The organism is Hydrogenophaga sp. (assembly GCF_036675665.1).
Lineage (GTDB): Bacteria > Pseudomonadota > Gammaproteobacteria > Burkholderiales > Burkholderiaceae_C > Hydrogenophaga.
Genome location: NZ_JAKFEO010000036.1, coordinates 89,074 through 102,634 on the forward strand (window position 1 = coordinate 89,074; position 13,561 = coordinate 102,634).

Below are 13,561 nucleotides of genomic sequence, written 5' to 3' on the forward strand. Positions count from 1 at the left end.
TGCTAGCATGGCCCTTCGACCGGGTTTTCTCCAGAACACCCGGCCCCGTCGGCAGGCCTCTCATCTCCCAACACCATGAGCCGAACGATCGCGCACACCCGCACCCGCCCCTCCAGCCGCGCCGACAAGGACCAGCCGCTCATCGACGACATCCGTCTGCTCGGACGCATCCTCGGCGATGTGATCCGCGAGCAGGAGGGCCGGGTGGCCTTTGAATTGATCGAGCAGATCCGCCAGCTCTCGGTCGCATTCCGACGCCACGCCGACCAATCGGCCGACAAAGCCCTCAAGAAACTGCTCAAGGGCCTCAGCGGTGACCAGACGGTGAGCGTGATCCGCGCCTTCACCTACTTCAGCCACCTGGCCAACCTGGCCGAGGACCGCCACCACATCCGCCGCCGCGCCGTGCACGAGCGCGCCGGTGAGTTGCAGGAAGGCAGTCTGGCGCGCACGCTGCAGCGACTGCACAAGGCCGGCATCGCGCCGGGCGCCATCGTCGACACGCTGGCCCACAGCCACATCTCGCCCGTGCTCACGGCCCACCCCACCGAGGTGCAGCGCAAGAGCATCCTGGACGCCGAGCGCGCCATCGCGCGGCTGCTCGGCGAGCGCGACGAACAGGAGCGCCTGCCGCGCGAGCGCGACGACATCGAGGCGCAGATCCGCGCCCGTGTCACCCAGCTCTGGCAAACGCGCCTGCTGCGCTTCACCAAGCTGACCGTGGCCGACGAGATCGAGAACGCGCTGAGCTACTACGAGGCCACCTTCCTCACGCAGATCCCGCGCCTGTACCGCGAGCTCGAGGAAGGTCTGGGCGACGATGGCGAGAACGCCGTGATCGCGCCCTTCCTGCGCATGGGCCAGTGGATCGGTGGCGACCGCGACGGCAACCCCAACGTGACCGAGCAGACGCTCGAACTGGCGCTGCACAGCCAGGCCGACATGGTGCTGCGCCACCACCTCACCCAGTTGCACCACCTGGGCGCCGAGCTTTCCGTGTCGGCCATGCTCACCAGCGTGAGCCCGGCCATGCAGGCCCTGGCCAAGCGCTCACCCGACACCAATGCCCACCGACAGGACGAGCCCTACCGCCGCGCACTCACTGGCATGTACGCGCGCCTCGCGGCCACGCTTCACCACCTCACCGGCGGCGAGGCGGCGCGCCACGCCGTGGCACCGCAAGACGCCTACATCAGCGCAGCCGAACTGCTCGACGACCTGCGCACCATCGAAGACTCGCTCAAGTCGCATCACGGCGCCGCACTGGCGCGCGCGCGCCTGCAGCCGCTGATGCGTGCGGTGCAGGTGTTCGGCTTTCATCTGGCCACGGTGGACCTGCGGCAAAGCTCGGACAAACACGAAGAGGTGGTGGCGGAATTGCTCGCCACGGCGCGCATCGAGCCGCACTATTCGCAACTCGATGAGGCCGGCAAGCGCGTCGTGCTGCTTCGCCAGCTCAACGACGCGCGACCCTTGCGCGTGCCCGGTGTTGCGTACTCGGCCCACACGCTGGGCGAACTGGCCATCTTCGACACCGCGCGCAGCGGGCGCGAGCGCTTCGGCGCGCAGGCCATTCGCCACGCCATCATCAGCCACACTGAAACCGTGAGCGACCTGCTGGAGGTGCTGCTGCTGCAAAAAGAGGCTGGGCTGATGCGCGGCACGCTGAATGACGACGCGGTGTGCGACCTGATCGTGGTGCCGCTGTTCGAGACCATCGAAGACCTGGCGCAGTCCGCGCCCATCATGCGCGAGTACCTCGCCCTGCCCGGTGTGCGCGCCATGGTCGAACGGGGCGCGGCCGATGGCTATTGCGAGCAGGACATCATGCTCGGCTACTCCGACAGCAACAAGGACGGCGGCATCTTCACCAGCAACTGGGAGCTGTACCGGGCCGAGATCGCACTGGTCGAGTTGTTCGACGCCCTCAACCAGGGCCGTGAAAAACCCATCCAGCTGCGGATGTTCCATGGCAGAGGAGGAACAGTGGGGCGCGGTGGTGGTCCGAGTTTCCAGGCCATCCTCGCGCAACCGCCGGGCACGGTGCGCGGCCAGATCCGCCTGACCGAACAGGGCGAGGTGATCGGCTCCAAATACGCCAACCCGGAAATCGGCCGGCGCAACCTCGAGACCCTGGTGGCCGCCACACTGGAGGCCACGTTGCTCAAGCCCACGCGCAACGCGCCCGCCGCTTTCCTGGCGGCGGCCGACGAGCTCTCGCGCCAGAGCATGGCGGCCTACCGCGCGCTGGTCTACGACACCCCGCGCTTCGCCGAGTACTTCTTCGCCTCCACACCGATCCGCGAGATCGCCGAGCTCAACATCGGCTCGCGTCCGGCCTCACGCAAGGCGACGCAGAAGATCGAGGACCTGCGCGCGATTCCCTGGGGCTTCAGCTGGGGCCAGTGCCGCCTCACGCTGCCGGGCTGGTACGGGTTCGGCTCGGCGGTGCACACCTTCCTGCACCGCGACGGTCCCAAGGGCGTGGCCACACAAAAGGCGCTGCTGCAGAAGATGGTGAAGCAGTGGCCGTTTTTCAGCACCCTGCTCTCCAACATGGACATGGTGCTGGCCAAGAGCGATCTGGCGCTCGCCTCGCTCTACTCCGAGCTGGTGCCCGACAAGCGCCTGCGCAAGCAGGTGTTCACCGCCATCGAAGCCGAGTGGCACCGCACCGCCGATGCGTTGGCGCTCATCACCGGTGAAAAGCAGCGCCTGGTCAACAACGCTGCGCTGCAGCGCTCCATGCGCCACCGCTTCCCCTACATCGACCCGCTGCACCACCTGCAGGTGGAACTGGTGCGGCGCTACCGCGCTGGTGAAAACGACGCCGATCGCAACGAACGCGTGCGCCGCGGCATCCACATTTCGATCAACGGCATCGCGGCCGGCCTGCGAAACACAGGGTGAATGGGTAAAACCTAAAATGACCCGGTGAACACATTGACCAACGCCGACCTGCACTGCCACTCCGTCGTCTCCGACGGCACCCTCACGCCCGAGGCGCTGGCGCAGCGCGCCCAGGCCAACGGCGTGGAGTTGTGGTCCCTGACCGACCACGATGAACTCGGTGGGCAGGATCGCGCCATGGCGGCTGCGCGTGAGGTGGGCATGAGTTACCTCACAGGCGTCGAGATCTCGGTGACCTTCCTGGGCATCACGGTGCACATCGTCGGCCTGGGCATGGACCACACGCATCCCACGCTCCTGGCCGGCCTGCGGGCCACGCGCGGCGGGCGCGAACAGCGGGCCCGCGACATGAGCGACGACCTCGCCCGCGTGGGCATCAAAGATGTCTATGAAGGCGCCTTGAAGTACGTGGGCAACCCCGAGCTCATCTCTCGCTCGCACTTCGCGCGTTATCTGGTGGAAATCGGTGTGAGCAAGGACACCAACGACGTCTTTCGCAAATACATCACCGAAGGCAAACCCGGCTTCGTGCCACACCGCTGGGCCAAGCTGGCCGACGCGGTGGGCTGGATCACGCAGTCCGGCGGCGTGGCCGTGATCGCCCACCCGGGCCGCTACAAGCTCACGCCCAATGAAGAATTCGCGCTGTTCACCGAGTTCAAAAGCCACGGCGGTCAGGCGGTGGAGGTGATGACCGGTGCGCACAACCAGTCCGACTACGCGAAATACGCGGGCTACTGCCAGGAATTCGGCCTCGCCGCCTCGCGCGGCAGCGATTTCCACAGCCCGGAAGAGAGCCACATGGACCTGGGCAAACTGCCCGACCTGCCCGGCAGCGTCACGCCGGTGTGGGAGCTGCTGCAGTCGCGCATCCTGCAGTGATGGTGGAGCCGACGCGCTACCCGCCCGCGCAGGCCGCGCTGGGCATTGGCTTCCTGGTGCTGGCCACGGCGTTCTTTGCCGTGCTGGACACCACCGTGAAGTACGTCGGCGCCTTCGTGCCGGTGTTGATGGCGGTGTGGTTCCGCTACGCGTTCCACGCGGTGTTGGTCACGGCCGTCATGCTGCCGCTGCGCGGTCGCAGCCTGTTGCAAACCGCGCACCCCCGCTTTCAGGTGCTGCGCGGTGCCCTGCTGCTGGCCGTGAGCGCGATTTCGTTCGTCGCCCTGCAGTACATGCCGGTGGGCGAATTCACCGCCATCGTCATGATCACGCCGCTGGTGGTCACGCTGCTGGCTGCGCTGTTCCTGCGCGAGCGCGTGTCGCCGCTGCGCTGGGTGCTGGTGTGCGGCGGCTTCGCAGGCGCGCTGCTGGTGGTGCAACCTGGTGGTGATGTGATCGGCTGGGCCAGTCTGTTGCCGCTGGTGATGGTGTTCACCTACGCCTGGTTCCAGATTCTGACCAGCAAGATGGCGCGCACCGAAGACCCCATGACCATGCATTTCTATACCGGCTGGGTCGGCGCGCTGCTCGCCAGCCTGGTGCTGCCCGTGGTGTGGCAGACCGTGCCCGACGCAGCCACGTTCGCGCTGCTGTGCCTGATCGGCCTCATGGGCACGGTGGGCCATTTTCTGTTGATCCTGGCGTTCAAACGCACGCAGGCGTCCACGCTCACGCCCTACCTCTATGGCCAGATCGGCTTCGCCATGTTCTGTGGCTGGGTCGTGTTCGGCCATGTGCCGGGCCGCCTGGAGCTCATCGGCATCGCGATGATCGTGCTGTGCGGCGCCACCGCCAGCTGGCTCACCGCGCGCGACCGGCGACTGCCGGTGGAACAACCCGAGGCCTGAGCGCGTCTCACCACCATGTCGCAGTTCTTCGAAGTCCATCCCGAGAATCCCCAACCGCGCCTGCTCAAGCAGGCGGTGCAGTTGCTGGAACGCGGTGGCGTGCTGGCCGTGCCCACCGATTCGAGCTACGCGCTGGTCTGCCACCTCGACGACAAGACCGCCGCCGACCGCCTGCGCCGCATCCGCCAGGTGGACGACAAGCACCACCTCACGCTGATCTGCCGCGACCTGAGCGAACTCGCCAGCTACGCGCGGGTCGACAACCGCCAGTACCGGCTGCTCAAGCTCGCTACACCTGGCCCCTACACCTTCATCCTGGAGGCCAGCAAGGAAGTGCCGCGTCGCCTGAGCCACCCGTCGCGCAAGACCATCGGCCTGCGCGTGCCCGAGCACAGGACGCTGCTGGAGCTGCTGGGCCTGCATGGTGCGCCCTTGCTCTCCACCACACTCATCCTGCCCGGCCAGACCGATCCGCTGAACGACGCCCAGGAGATCCGCGAACGTCTGCAGCATGAGCTGGCCGGTGTGATCGATGCCGGGGCCTGTGCGCTGGAGCCCACCACGGTGATCGACCTCACGCCGATGGGCAGCGGCGGGGAACCCGAAGTGATCCGCGCAGGCCAGGGCGCCCTCGGTCCGCTCGGGCTCTGAGCCACCCCGGCGGGGCTCTCGCCCAGTCTGGGACAATACCCGTTTGCCCACAGCGCACCCTCCATGGATTTCGCCCAGATCGTTCAAACCGTCGCCCTCTACGCCATCCCGGTGCTGTTCGCCATCACGCTGCACGAGGCGGCTCACGGTTACGCGGCCCGGCACTTCGGCGACCGCACCGCCGAACTCATGGGACGCATCACGCTCAACCCCGTCAAGCACATCGATCCGGTGGGCACCATCGCGATGCCCTTGATCCTGTACTTCGCCACCGCAGGGGCCTTCCTGTTCGGTTATGCCAAGCCGGTGCCGGTCAACTTCGGGCGCCTGCGCAACCCCAAGCGCGACATGGTCTGGGTCGCCCTTGCGGGGCCCGGTGCCAACCTGTTCCAGGCGATCGCCTGGACCGTGCTGCTCTATGTGCTGGCCGCGATGGGCGTGCACGAACAGTTCTTCCTGCAGATGTGCCGCGCGGGCGTGCTGGTGAACCTGGTCATGTTCGCCTTCAACCTCTTTCCACTTCCCCCCCTGGACGGCGGGCGCATTCTGGTGGGCCTGCTGCCCCTGCGCCAGGCCGAACTGGTCTCACGCGTCGAGCCCTGGGGATTTTTCATCGTCATGGCCCTGGTCATCAGCGGTGTGGTGGGCAACCTCTGGTTGCGACCGTTGATGATGCTCACCGGCAGCGCCATTGAAGTGCTGCTCACACCCCTGCGCATGCTGATCCTGTAACGCCCATGAAAACCCAACGCGTCCTCACCGGCATCACCACCTCGGGCACACCCCATCTGGGCAACTACGTCGGTGCCATCCGCCCCACCGTGCGCGCCAGCCGCCTGGACCAGGTGGAGAGCTTCTACTTCCTGGCCGACTACCACGCGCTCATCAAGGTGGGCGAGCCCGCGCGCGTGCAGCGCTCCACGCTGGAAATTGCCGCCACCTGGCTGGCCTGCGGGCTCGATCCCGAGAAGGTCACCTTCTACCGCCAGTCCGACATCCCCGAGATTCCCGAACTCACCTGGCTCCTGACCTGCGTGACCGGCAAGGGCGTGCTCAATCGCGCGCACGCCTACAAGGCGTCGGTCGACAAGAACACCGCGGCCAACGCCGACCCTGACGCTGGCGTGACCGCCGGTCTCTTCATGTACCCGGTGCTGATGGCGGCCGACATCCTCATGTTCAACGCGCACCAGGTGCCGGTGGGGCGTGACCAGATCCAGCACATCGAAATGGCGCGCGACATCGCGGCCAGCTTCAACCACCTCTACGGCGAACACTTCACGCTGCCCGAGGCCGCCATCGAAGAACACGTGGCCACCCTGCCCGGGCTTGACGGTCGCAAGATGAGCAAGAGCTACGACAACACCATCCCGCTGTTCGTGCCGCGCGAGCAGTTGAAGAAACTCATCATGGGCATCGTGACCGACTCGCGCGCACCGGGCGAGCCCAAGTCCACCGATGGCTCGGCGCTGTTCCAGCTCTACCAGGCCTTCGCCTCGGCCGATGAAACCGCTGCGCTGGCAAAAGCCTACGCCGACGGCATCGCCTGGGGCGAGGCCAAGCAAGTCTTGTTCGAACGCCTGGACCAGGAAATTGCACCGCTTCGCTTGGTCTACGACGAATTGATCCAGGAGCCCGAGCGGATTGAAAAGACCTTGAAAGCAGGCGCTGAAAAAGCACGCGCCATCGCCACGCCATTCACATCAAGACTGCGCCACGCCGTCGGTTTGCGCCCGCTTCAGATGGCGGCGGCTCCCGTGGTCCGCAAGGGCAGCAAGAGTGCGGCCCCCAGTTTCAAGCAATACCGGGAACCGGACGGCCTGTTCTATTTCAAGCTGCTCGACGCCCAGGGCGCGCTGCTCCTGCAAAGCACAGGCTTCACCGCTCCACGCGATGCGGCTCAAGCCATGATGCGCCTGCAACGCGAAGGCAATATGGCGCTGGAAGCCCTGTCGGGTCAGCTGGCGTCCCGTGGCGACCCTGCGGCAGTGTCGGCTGCCTTGCAGGCCTTCAGCGAGCAGGCCGACTGAACCCGCGTGACCCCGACACGGCAACGGCCCCACAGAAGGCCTCCGAGAAGGGTGTCTTCTTTTGGGTAACATCCCGCGTCCCATGCGCGTACCATGTGGGGTATTCGATGGAAGCCCACGCCGCGCGACGCATATCGTGCAACAAGTCCCATCCCAGGACCGATTTCGCCGGAGGCGGCTATCGCCAAAGGTTCAAGTTGCCGATATGCTCTTCGGTTGAAACCATTTATTACCAGCACAGCCCGATATGAGTATTTTTGTTATTGACGACCACCCGCTCATGCGCGAAGCCGTCGTCATGCTGCTTCGCCGCCTTCGGGCCTCGACCCAGGTGATTGAACTTGAGCGGCTGGCGTCCGTGAGCAAGGCCATCGCCGAACATGGTGAGCCAGAGCTGGTCTGCCTCGACCTCAAACTGCCCGACACCAACGGCGTGTCCGGTGTGCGCGAAGTCCGCCAGATGTTGCCCGACACATCGTTGATCGTGCTGTCGGCTTCACCCTCATCCGATTACGAAGACCTGGCCCGCGAAGCCGGCGCCGACGCTTATGTGGAGAAGTCGGCCGGTGCGGCACAGATCGCCAAGGTGCTGCGCGAATTCCTGACCGACGAGGTGGAAGACGAAAACGCCCCCACCATTCCTGACAAACTTTCCAAACGTCAGAAACAGCTGCTGGTCATGCTGGACCGTGGCCTGAGCAACCGCGATATCGCGGAGCAACTGCAGATCAGTGAACACACCGTCAAGGTGCACTTGTGGCGACTGTTCCGCCGGCTCAACGTCAAGAGCCGCTCGCAGGCCAGCCACCTCGCCCGCACGGCTGGTTTGCTGGACCTCTGATCCCGCGGGCAGCAGCGCAGCGGCCCGTGATCAGGCCGCGCTGCGCACCACCGTGGGTTCGGGCCTCCCGGTGGCTTCCTGTTGGGTGAACGCCGGCAGCATCACCCTGAAGACGCTGCCCCGGTTGGCCTCCGACGTCAGGGCCAGCTGGTAGCCCATCAACGACGCCAGCTTGGACACGATCGTCAAACCCAGGCCCAGGCTGTCCTCGGTGCCCTGATGCTGGGACACGCGAAAGAACTCCTGAAAGATCGCCTGCTGGTGCTCGCGCGCAATGCCCACGCCGGTGTCCCAGACTTCGAACACCAACATGTCCTCGCGTTGACGCAGCGCCAGCAACACGCCCCCTTGATGGGTGTGCCGCAGCGCGTTGGACACCAGGTTGCCCAGAATGCGGCGCAGCACCACGGGATCCGACCACAGCGTGGTGGGCCGCGTGTGGGAACGCAGACGCAGCGACTTGCCCACCGCCACCGGTTCGAATTGCAGCGACAGATCGGCGAACAGCTTCTCCACATCCACGTGCTGCAACCGCACCTTGTAGTTGCCTGCATCGATGCGCGTCAGGTCGAACAACGAATCAAACAACTCGTTGATGGCGCGGGTGGACTGCAGGATGCGCGGGGCGATGTCACGCGCCATCTCCGGCTCGGTGGCCAGCCAGTCGGCGTAGAGGCTGAGCGCATGCACCGGCTGGCGCAGGTCGTGGGCGGCAGACGCCAGAAATCGGTTTTTGGTGGCCACCGCGCGCAACGAGGCGCGGGTCTGCAAGGTGAGCGAGTCGATCAGCTCCTGATTGGAAAACTGCAACTCAAAACTGGCACGGTGAACCTCGTGCATGCGTGTTCCTGTCATGAACAGCAAGCCCCAGAACGCCACCAGGAGGGCCATGAGGACCAGTCCGGTCTGCAGTGCCCCAGCCGGTTGGGGCAACACCACCATGACGACGACCAGACTCAAGAGCACCGAGAGCATGAGTGCATTGGCGTAAGTGCGGTAGACCGGCAGGTAGGCGCTGAAGGAGGTGAGCGTGAGCAGCCCCTGGCCCAGCACCACCAGCGCGCAAACGAACTGAGTGGCGATCGGTGCCTGCTGGTAACTCAGCAGCACCGGCCCGCCCCACAGCAGGGCCACAGCGGCCCAGCTCCAGTGGTAGCGGGTGATGAAGGTGATGCGCTGCGGCCCCTCCAGGCTGTCGTGGCGCAAACGGTAGATACCGATCAGACGGTAGCGGTAGACCAGCATCGCCAGCATCAGCACGGTCCAGACCAGCAAGCCGACCGTGTTGACATCCCCCGCCATCATGTAAACCAGCAGCGGCAGCGAAAGCGTGGCCGCCACCAACGACGGGCCCATGTTGTCCATCAACACGCCGATGAGTTGCGAATTCACCCAATGGTCACGCACCTCCGGCGATGCCGGCACGTGTTGATAGGTCGCGGGTTGGGTGTCGACAAGCATGGGTGGGTGGAATGCGGCGGTGGGCGCATTGTCTCACCCGCCTCGCGCGCCCGACATGCCGACATCTCGGCGTTGAGCGCCTGCTATACTCGCCGGTTCGCGATGAAGACCGACACCGGAGAGGTGGCAGAGTGGTCGAATGTACCTGACTCGAAATCAGGCGTACCGCAAGGTACCGTGGGTTCGAATCCCACCCTCTCCGCCAGACATGAAAAAAGCCACCGAACCCGGTGGCTTTTTGCTGGGCAAAGCTTTTCGCTTCAAGCCGTTTTCAAGTCGGATTCAGGCGCTCCAGCCCACCCATGTACGGCCGCAGCACCTCGGGCACCGTCACGCTGCCATCGGCGTTCTGGAAGTTCTCCAACACCGCCACCAGCGCACGGCCCACGGCCAGGCCCGAGCCGTTGAGGGTGTGCACGAGTTCGTTCTTGCCCTGCGCATTCTTGAAGCGAGCCTGCAGGCGCCGGGCCTGGAAGGCCTCGCAGTTGGAGACCGAGCTGATCTCGCGGTAGGTGCCTTGCGCGGGCACCCACACTTCCAGGTCGTGCGTGCGGGTGGCGCCAAAGCCCATGTCGCCGGTGCACAGCGCGAGCACGCGGTAGGGCAGGTCGAGCTTCTGCAACACAGCTTCGGCGTGGCCGGTCATGGCCTCCAGGGCTTCGTAGCTTTTGTCGGGATGCACGATCTGCACCATCTCGACCTTGTCGAACTGGTGCTGGCGGATCATGCCGCGCGTGTCGCGCCCGGCGCTGCCGGCCTCCGAGCGGAAGCACGGTGTGTGCGCCGTCAGCTTGATCGGCAACTCGGCTTCGGCCACCACGGTGTCGCGCACGGTGTTGGTCAGCGTCACTTCGCTGGTGGGGATCAGGTAGAGCGCCTGCGTGTCGGGCACGGGCTCACCTTCCTGGCCGCCCTTTTTCACCGCGAACAGGTCGGCTTCGAATTTGGGCAACTGGCCGGTGCCGCGCAGGGTGTCGGCGTTCACGATGTAGGGCGTGTAGCACTCGGTGTAGCCGTGCTCCTGGGTCTGCACGTCGAGCATGAACGCGCTGAGCGCACGGTGCAGGCGCGCGAGCGGGCCGCGCATGAAGGTGAAGCGCGAGCCGGCGAGTTTGGTGCCGGTTTCGAAATCGAGTCCGAGCGGGGCACCCACGTCCACATGGTCGCGCACCGGGAAGTCGAACACACGCGGTGTGCCCCAGCGGCGCAGCTCCACATTGCCGTGCTCGTCGCTGCCCACGGGCACGCTCTCGTGCGGCAGATTGGGCACGGCCTGCAGCAGGTTGTGCAGTTCGGCTTGAATCACCTCAAGCCGCGTGGCAGACACATCCAGCTCGGTCTTGAGTGCGCCCACCTGCGCCATCACGGCGTCGGCGTTTTCCCCTTTGGATTTGAGTTGACCGATCTGTTTGGAGAGCGTGTTGCGCTGGCTTTGCAGCTCTTCGGTGCGGGTCTGCAGCGTCTTGCGCTCCGTCTCCAGGGCCTGGTAGGCGGCCACGTCCAGAAACGGCTGTGGGCTCTTGCGCGTTTCAAGCCGCGCCACGACCCCGGGGAGGTCTTTTCTCAGTTGAACGATGTCTAGCATGCGGCGATTGTAGGTTTGGGCAGAAGGCACCTGGGTGCCCCGGCGGCTCAGCGCAGGTGCTGCAGCGGCGCGGCGTCTTCGCCGTCCATCTTCAGGCCTTTGGGCAGCGGGAACTTGATGGTCTCGGTCAGGCCGTCCATGGTGCGCACGGAAATGGCGCCCAGCGCCTTGATGCGCTCGATCACCTGGCGCACCAGGATCTCGGGCGCCGAGGCGCCGGCGGTGAGACCCACGCGACTCTTGCCTTCGAACCACTCGGCGCGCAGCTCATCGGCGCTGTCGACCATGTGGCTGACCGTGCCGAGCTTGAGCGCGACTTCGCGCAGGCGGTTGCTGTTGGAGCTGGTGGGGCTGCCCACCACGATCACGATGTCCACCTGCGGGCTCAGCAGCTTGACCGCGTCCTGCCTGTTCTGCGTGGCGTAGCAGATGTCCTGCTGCTTGGGTTCGCGCACCTGGGGAAAGCGCGCCTTCACGGCCTTGAGAATCTCGGCGGCGTCGTCCACCGACAGCGTGGTCTGCGTCACCACGGCAAGCTTGGCCGTCTGCGTGGGCGACACGCGCGACACATCGGCGACCTCTTCCACCAGATGGATGCCGCTCTCCAACTGGCCCATCGTGCCCTCCACCTCGGGGTGTCCTTTGTGGCCGATCATGATGAACTCGAAACCTTCGCGGTGCAGCTTGGCCACCTCGACGTGCACTTTGGTCACCAGCGGGCAGGTGGCATCAAAGATGTGGAAGCCGCGCTGCTTCGCTTCGTCCTGGATCGCCTTGCTCACGCCGTGGGCGGAGAACACCAGCGTGGCGCCGGCCGGCACGTCGGCCAGTTCCTCGATGAAGACCGCACCCTTGGCCTTGAGGTCGTTGACCACATAGGTGTTGTGCACGATCTCGTGGCGCACATAGATGGGCCGGCCGAACTTGGCGAGCGCACGCTCGACGATCTCGATGGCGCGGTCCACACCGGCACAGAAGCCGCGCGGCTCGGCGAGAACGATTTCCTGGGACATCGGCATCAGAGCACCCCGATCAGTTGCACTTCGAAGTTCACCGGCTGCCCGGCCAGCGGGTGGTTGAAATCGAACAGCACCGCACCGTCTTCGCGCACCTGCAGCACCGCGCCCGCATAGGTGCCCAGCCCATCGGGCGTGGGGAACTGCACCACATCGCCGGCCACGTACCGTTCGTGCGGGTCTCCCAGCTCGCTCAACAGCTTGCGAGCCACCCACTGCACCATCTCGGGCTGGCGATCGCCAAAGGCTTCGCCCTCGGCCAGCTCGATGATGGTGTGGGTGCCCTCCTCCAGCCCCATCAGGCGCTGCTCGATGGCGGGCGAGAGCTCGCCGGTGCCCAGGCTCAGCGTGGCGGGTTTGCCGGCGAAGGTGTCGATGATCACCTGCCCCTGCGGACCCGACATGCGGTAGTGCAGGGTGAGGAAGGAGCCGTCTTGGACTTGGGGCATGGGCGGATGGGAAAGCATGGGCGGGAGTGTGGCGCAAGGGCTGAAAACCGGGGCGCTGGCGGTGGGGTGAAGCCTGTATTGTAAAAAGCGGACTGAAACAGGGAGAGAAAACGATGGATGGCCTTCTTGCAGTCGGGCTCAAGAGCCTGCCAAACGACGCGCGACCGCGCGAAAAGCTGCTGGCACGCGGACCTTCCGCGCTCAGCGACGTGGAACTGCTGGCGCTGCTGCTGCGCACCGGCATCCGCGGCAAACACGTGGTGCAGCTCGCTCAGGAGCTGCTGGAACACTTTGGCGGCATGGCCGGACTGCTGCACACCAGCGCCGAGGCGCTGAGGCAGGTCAAGGGCCTGGGCCCGGCCAAACGCGCCGAAGTGCTGGCCGTGCTCGAACTCGCCCGCCGCGCGCTCACCCAGCGCCTGCAGGAAAAGACGCTCATGGAGAACCCCCAGGCGGTGCGCGAGTACCTGCAGCTGCAGCTCGGTGGCCGCCAGCACGAGGTGTTTGCGGTGCTGTTCCTCGACTCCCAGAACCGGCTGGTGGCGCTCGAGGAACTGTTTCGCGGCACCCTCACCCAGACCAGCGTGTACCCCAGAGAAGTGGTGCTGCGCGCCCTGCATCACCACGCCGCCGCCGTGGTGCTGGCGCACAACCACCCCAGTGGCACCGCCCTGCCCTCGCGCGCCGACGAAGCCCTCACCGCCACCCTCAAGTCGGCGCTGGCGCTGGTGGACGTGCGCGTGCTGGACCACTTCATCGTCACGCGCAACCACGCCGCGTCCATGGCCGAGATGGGCTTGATCTGACGCTGCAGGGTTGATCTCGTGC

12 protein-coding genes and 1 tRNA gene are annotated in these 13,561 nt (G+C 65.7%); 9 read left to right on the forward strand and 4 right to left on the reverse strand.

The genetic code is table 11. From position 1 onward, the window contains the following. The first annotated feature begins 75 nt into the window (after window positions 1–75). From ppc to V6M63_RS14165, 7 genes are all read left to right on the forward strand, one after another. The gene (ppc, locus tag V6M63_RS14135) at window positions 76–2,910 is read left to right on the forward strand and encodes a phosphoenolpyruvate carboxylase (RefSeq protein WP_332742800.1); all 2,835 of its coding nucleotides are present in this window, start codon (window positions 76–78) and stop codon (window positions 2,908–2,910) included. A 24-nt stretch (window positions 2,911–2,934) separates the two neighbouring features. Continuing rightward, window positions 2,935–3,792 carry a 3',5'-nucleoside bisphosphate phosphatase gene (locus tag V6M63_RS14140; RefSeq protein ID WP_332742802.1) on the forward strand — a complete coding sequence of 286 codons (858 nt, stop codon included), beginning with the start codon at window positions 2,935–2,937 and terminating at the stop codon, window positions 3,790–3,792. After that, the gene (locus tag V6M63_RS14145) at window positions 3,792–4,700 is read left to right on the forward strand and encodes a DMT family transporter (protein ID WP_332742804.1); all 909 of its coding nucleotides are present in this window, start codon (window positions 3,792–3,794) and stop codon (window positions 4,698–4,700) included. The genes V6M63_RS14140 and V6M63_RS14145 overlap by 1 nt, the downstream gene beginning before the upstream one ends. Before the next feature lie 15 nt (window positions 4,701–4,715). Beyond that, window positions 4,716–5,351 carry an L-threonylcarbamoyladenylate synthase gene (locus tag V6M63_RS14150; protein WP_332742805.1) on the forward strand — a complete coding sequence of 212 codons (636 nt, stop codon included), beginning with the start codon at window positions 4,716–4,718 and terminating at the stop codon, window positions 5,349–5,351. 63 nt (window positions 5,352–5,414) lie between these two features. After that, on the forward strand, window positions 5,415–6,083 hold the full coding sequence (locus V6M63_RS14155; protein ID WP_332742807.1) for a site-2 protease family protein: 669 nt from the start codon (window positions 5,415–5,417) through the stop codon (window positions 6,081–6,083). 5 nt (window positions 6,084–6,088) lie between these two features. Beyond that, window positions 6,089–7,381: a tryptophan--tRNA ligase gene (locus V6M63_RS14160; protein WP_332742809.1), complete on the forward strand. Its 1,293-nt coding sequence runs from the start codon at window positions 6,089–6,091 to the stop codon at window positions 7,379–7,381. Between the two features lie 247 nt (window positions 7,382–7,628). Continuing rightward, window positions 7,629–8,222, forward strand: a complete 594-nt coding sequence (locus V6M63_RS14165) for a LuxR C-terminal-related transcriptional regulator (protein ID WP_082585758.1) — start codon at window positions 7,629–7,631, stop codon at window positions 8,220–8,222. Between the two features lie 30 nt (window positions 8,223–8,252). Here V6M63_RS14165 and V6M63_RS14170 read toward each other — a convergent pair whose 3' ends face one another. Further along, on the reverse strand, window positions 8,253–9,683 hold the full coding sequence (locus V6M63_RS14170) for a sensor histidine kinase (protein ID WP_332742815.1): 1,431 nt from the start codon (window positions 9,681–9,683) through the stop codon (window positions 8,253–8,255). Window positions 9,684–9,800: 117 nt separating this feature from the next. On the opposite strand from V6M63_RS14170, the gene V6M63_RS14175 reads away from it, so the two are divergent. Further along, window positions 9,801–9,888, forward strand: a tRNA-Ser gene (locus V6M63_RS14175). A gap of 66 nt (window positions 9,889–9,954) precedes the next feature. Here the strand turns inward: V6M63_RS14175 and serS are convergent. The 3 genes from serS to V6M63_RS14190 are packed head-to-tail and all read right to left on the reverse strand — an operon-like array spanning window position 9,955 to window position 12,733. Then, window positions 9,955–11,268, reverse strand: coding sequence for a serine--tRNA ligase (gene serS / locus V6M63_RS14180; RefSeq protein WP_332742817.1), 1,314 nt, complete (start codon window positions 11,266–11,268; stop codon window positions 9,955–9,957). A 47-nt stretch (window positions 11,269–11,315) separates the two neighbouring features. Next, the gene (gene ispH / locus V6M63_RS14185; protein ID WP_332742819.1) at window positions 11,316–12,287 is read right to left on the reverse strand and encodes a 4-hydroxy-3-methylbut-2-enyl diphosphate reductase; all 972 of its coding nucleotides are present in this window, start codon (window positions 12,285–12,287) and stop codon (window positions 11,316–11,318) included. Beyond that, a complete protein-coding gene (locus tag V6M63_RS14190) occupies window positions 12,287–12,733 on the reverse strand; it encodes an FKBP-type peptidyl-prolyl cis-trans isomerase (protein ID WP_442909591.1) in 447 nt (148 codons plus the stop codon). The genes ispH and V6M63_RS14190 overlap by 1 nt, the downstream gene beginning before the upstream one ends. Window positions 12,734–12,846: 113 nt before the next feature. Between V6M63_RS14190 and radC the strand changes: the two genes are divergently transcribed. Beyond that, entirely contained in the window at window positions 12,847–13,539 is a 693-nt protein-coding gene (gene radC / locus V6M63_RS14195; RefSeq protein WP_332742823.1) for a RadC family protein, read from the forward strand. Window positions 13,540–13,561: the final 22 nt, after the last annotated feature.

What these genes read in the sequence shown, in the direction of transcription:
- V6M63_RS14145 (WP_332742804.1), top strand. Translation starts at nt 3,792, where the DNA reads ATGGTGGAGCCGACGCGCTACCCGCCCGCGCAGGCCGCGCTGGGCATT.
- ispH (WP_332742819.1), bottom strand. Translation starts at nt 12,287, where the DNA reads ATGCCGATGTCCCAGGAAATCGTTCTCGCCGAGCCGCGCGGCTTCTGT.
- V6M63_RS14190 (WP_442909591.1), bottom strand. Translation starts at nt 12,733, where the DNA reads ATGCCCCAAGTCCAAGACGGCTCCTTCCTCACCCTGCACTACCGCATG.
- V6M63_RS14165 (WP_082585758.1), top strand. Translation starts at nt 7,629, where the DNA reads ATGAGTATTTTTGTTATTGACGACCACCCGCTCATGCGCGAAGCCGTC.
- serS (WP_332742817.1), bottom strand. Translation starts at nt 11,268, where the DNA reads ATGCTAGACATCGTTCAACTGAGAAAAGACCTCCCCGGGGTCGTGGCG.
- V6M63_RS14160 (WP_332742809.1), top strand. Translation starts at nt 6,089, where the DNA reads ATGAAAACCCAACGCGTCCTCACCGGCATCACCACCTCGGGCACACCC.
- V6M63_RS14150 (WP_332742805.1), top strand. Translation starts at nt 4,716, where the DNA reads ATGTCGCAGTTCTTCGAAGTCCATCCCGAGAATCCCCAACCGCGCCTG.
- radC (WP_332742823.1), top strand. Translation starts at nt 12,847, where the DNA reads ATGGATGGCCTTCTTGCAGTCGGGCTCAAGAGCCTGCCAAACGACGCG.
- V6M63_RS14170 (WP_332742815.1), bottom strand. Translation starts at nt 9,683, where the DNA reads ATGCTTGTCGACACCCAACCCGCGACCTATCAACACGTGCCGGCATCG.
- V6M63_RS14155 (WP_332742807.1), top strand. Translation starts at nt 5,415, where the DNA reads ATGGATTTCGCCCAGATCGTTCAAACCGTCGCCCTCTACGCCATCCCG.
- ppc (WP_332742800.1), top strand. Translation starts at nt 76, where the DNA reads ATGAGCCGAACGATCGCGCACACCCGCACCCGCCCCTCCAGCCGCGCC.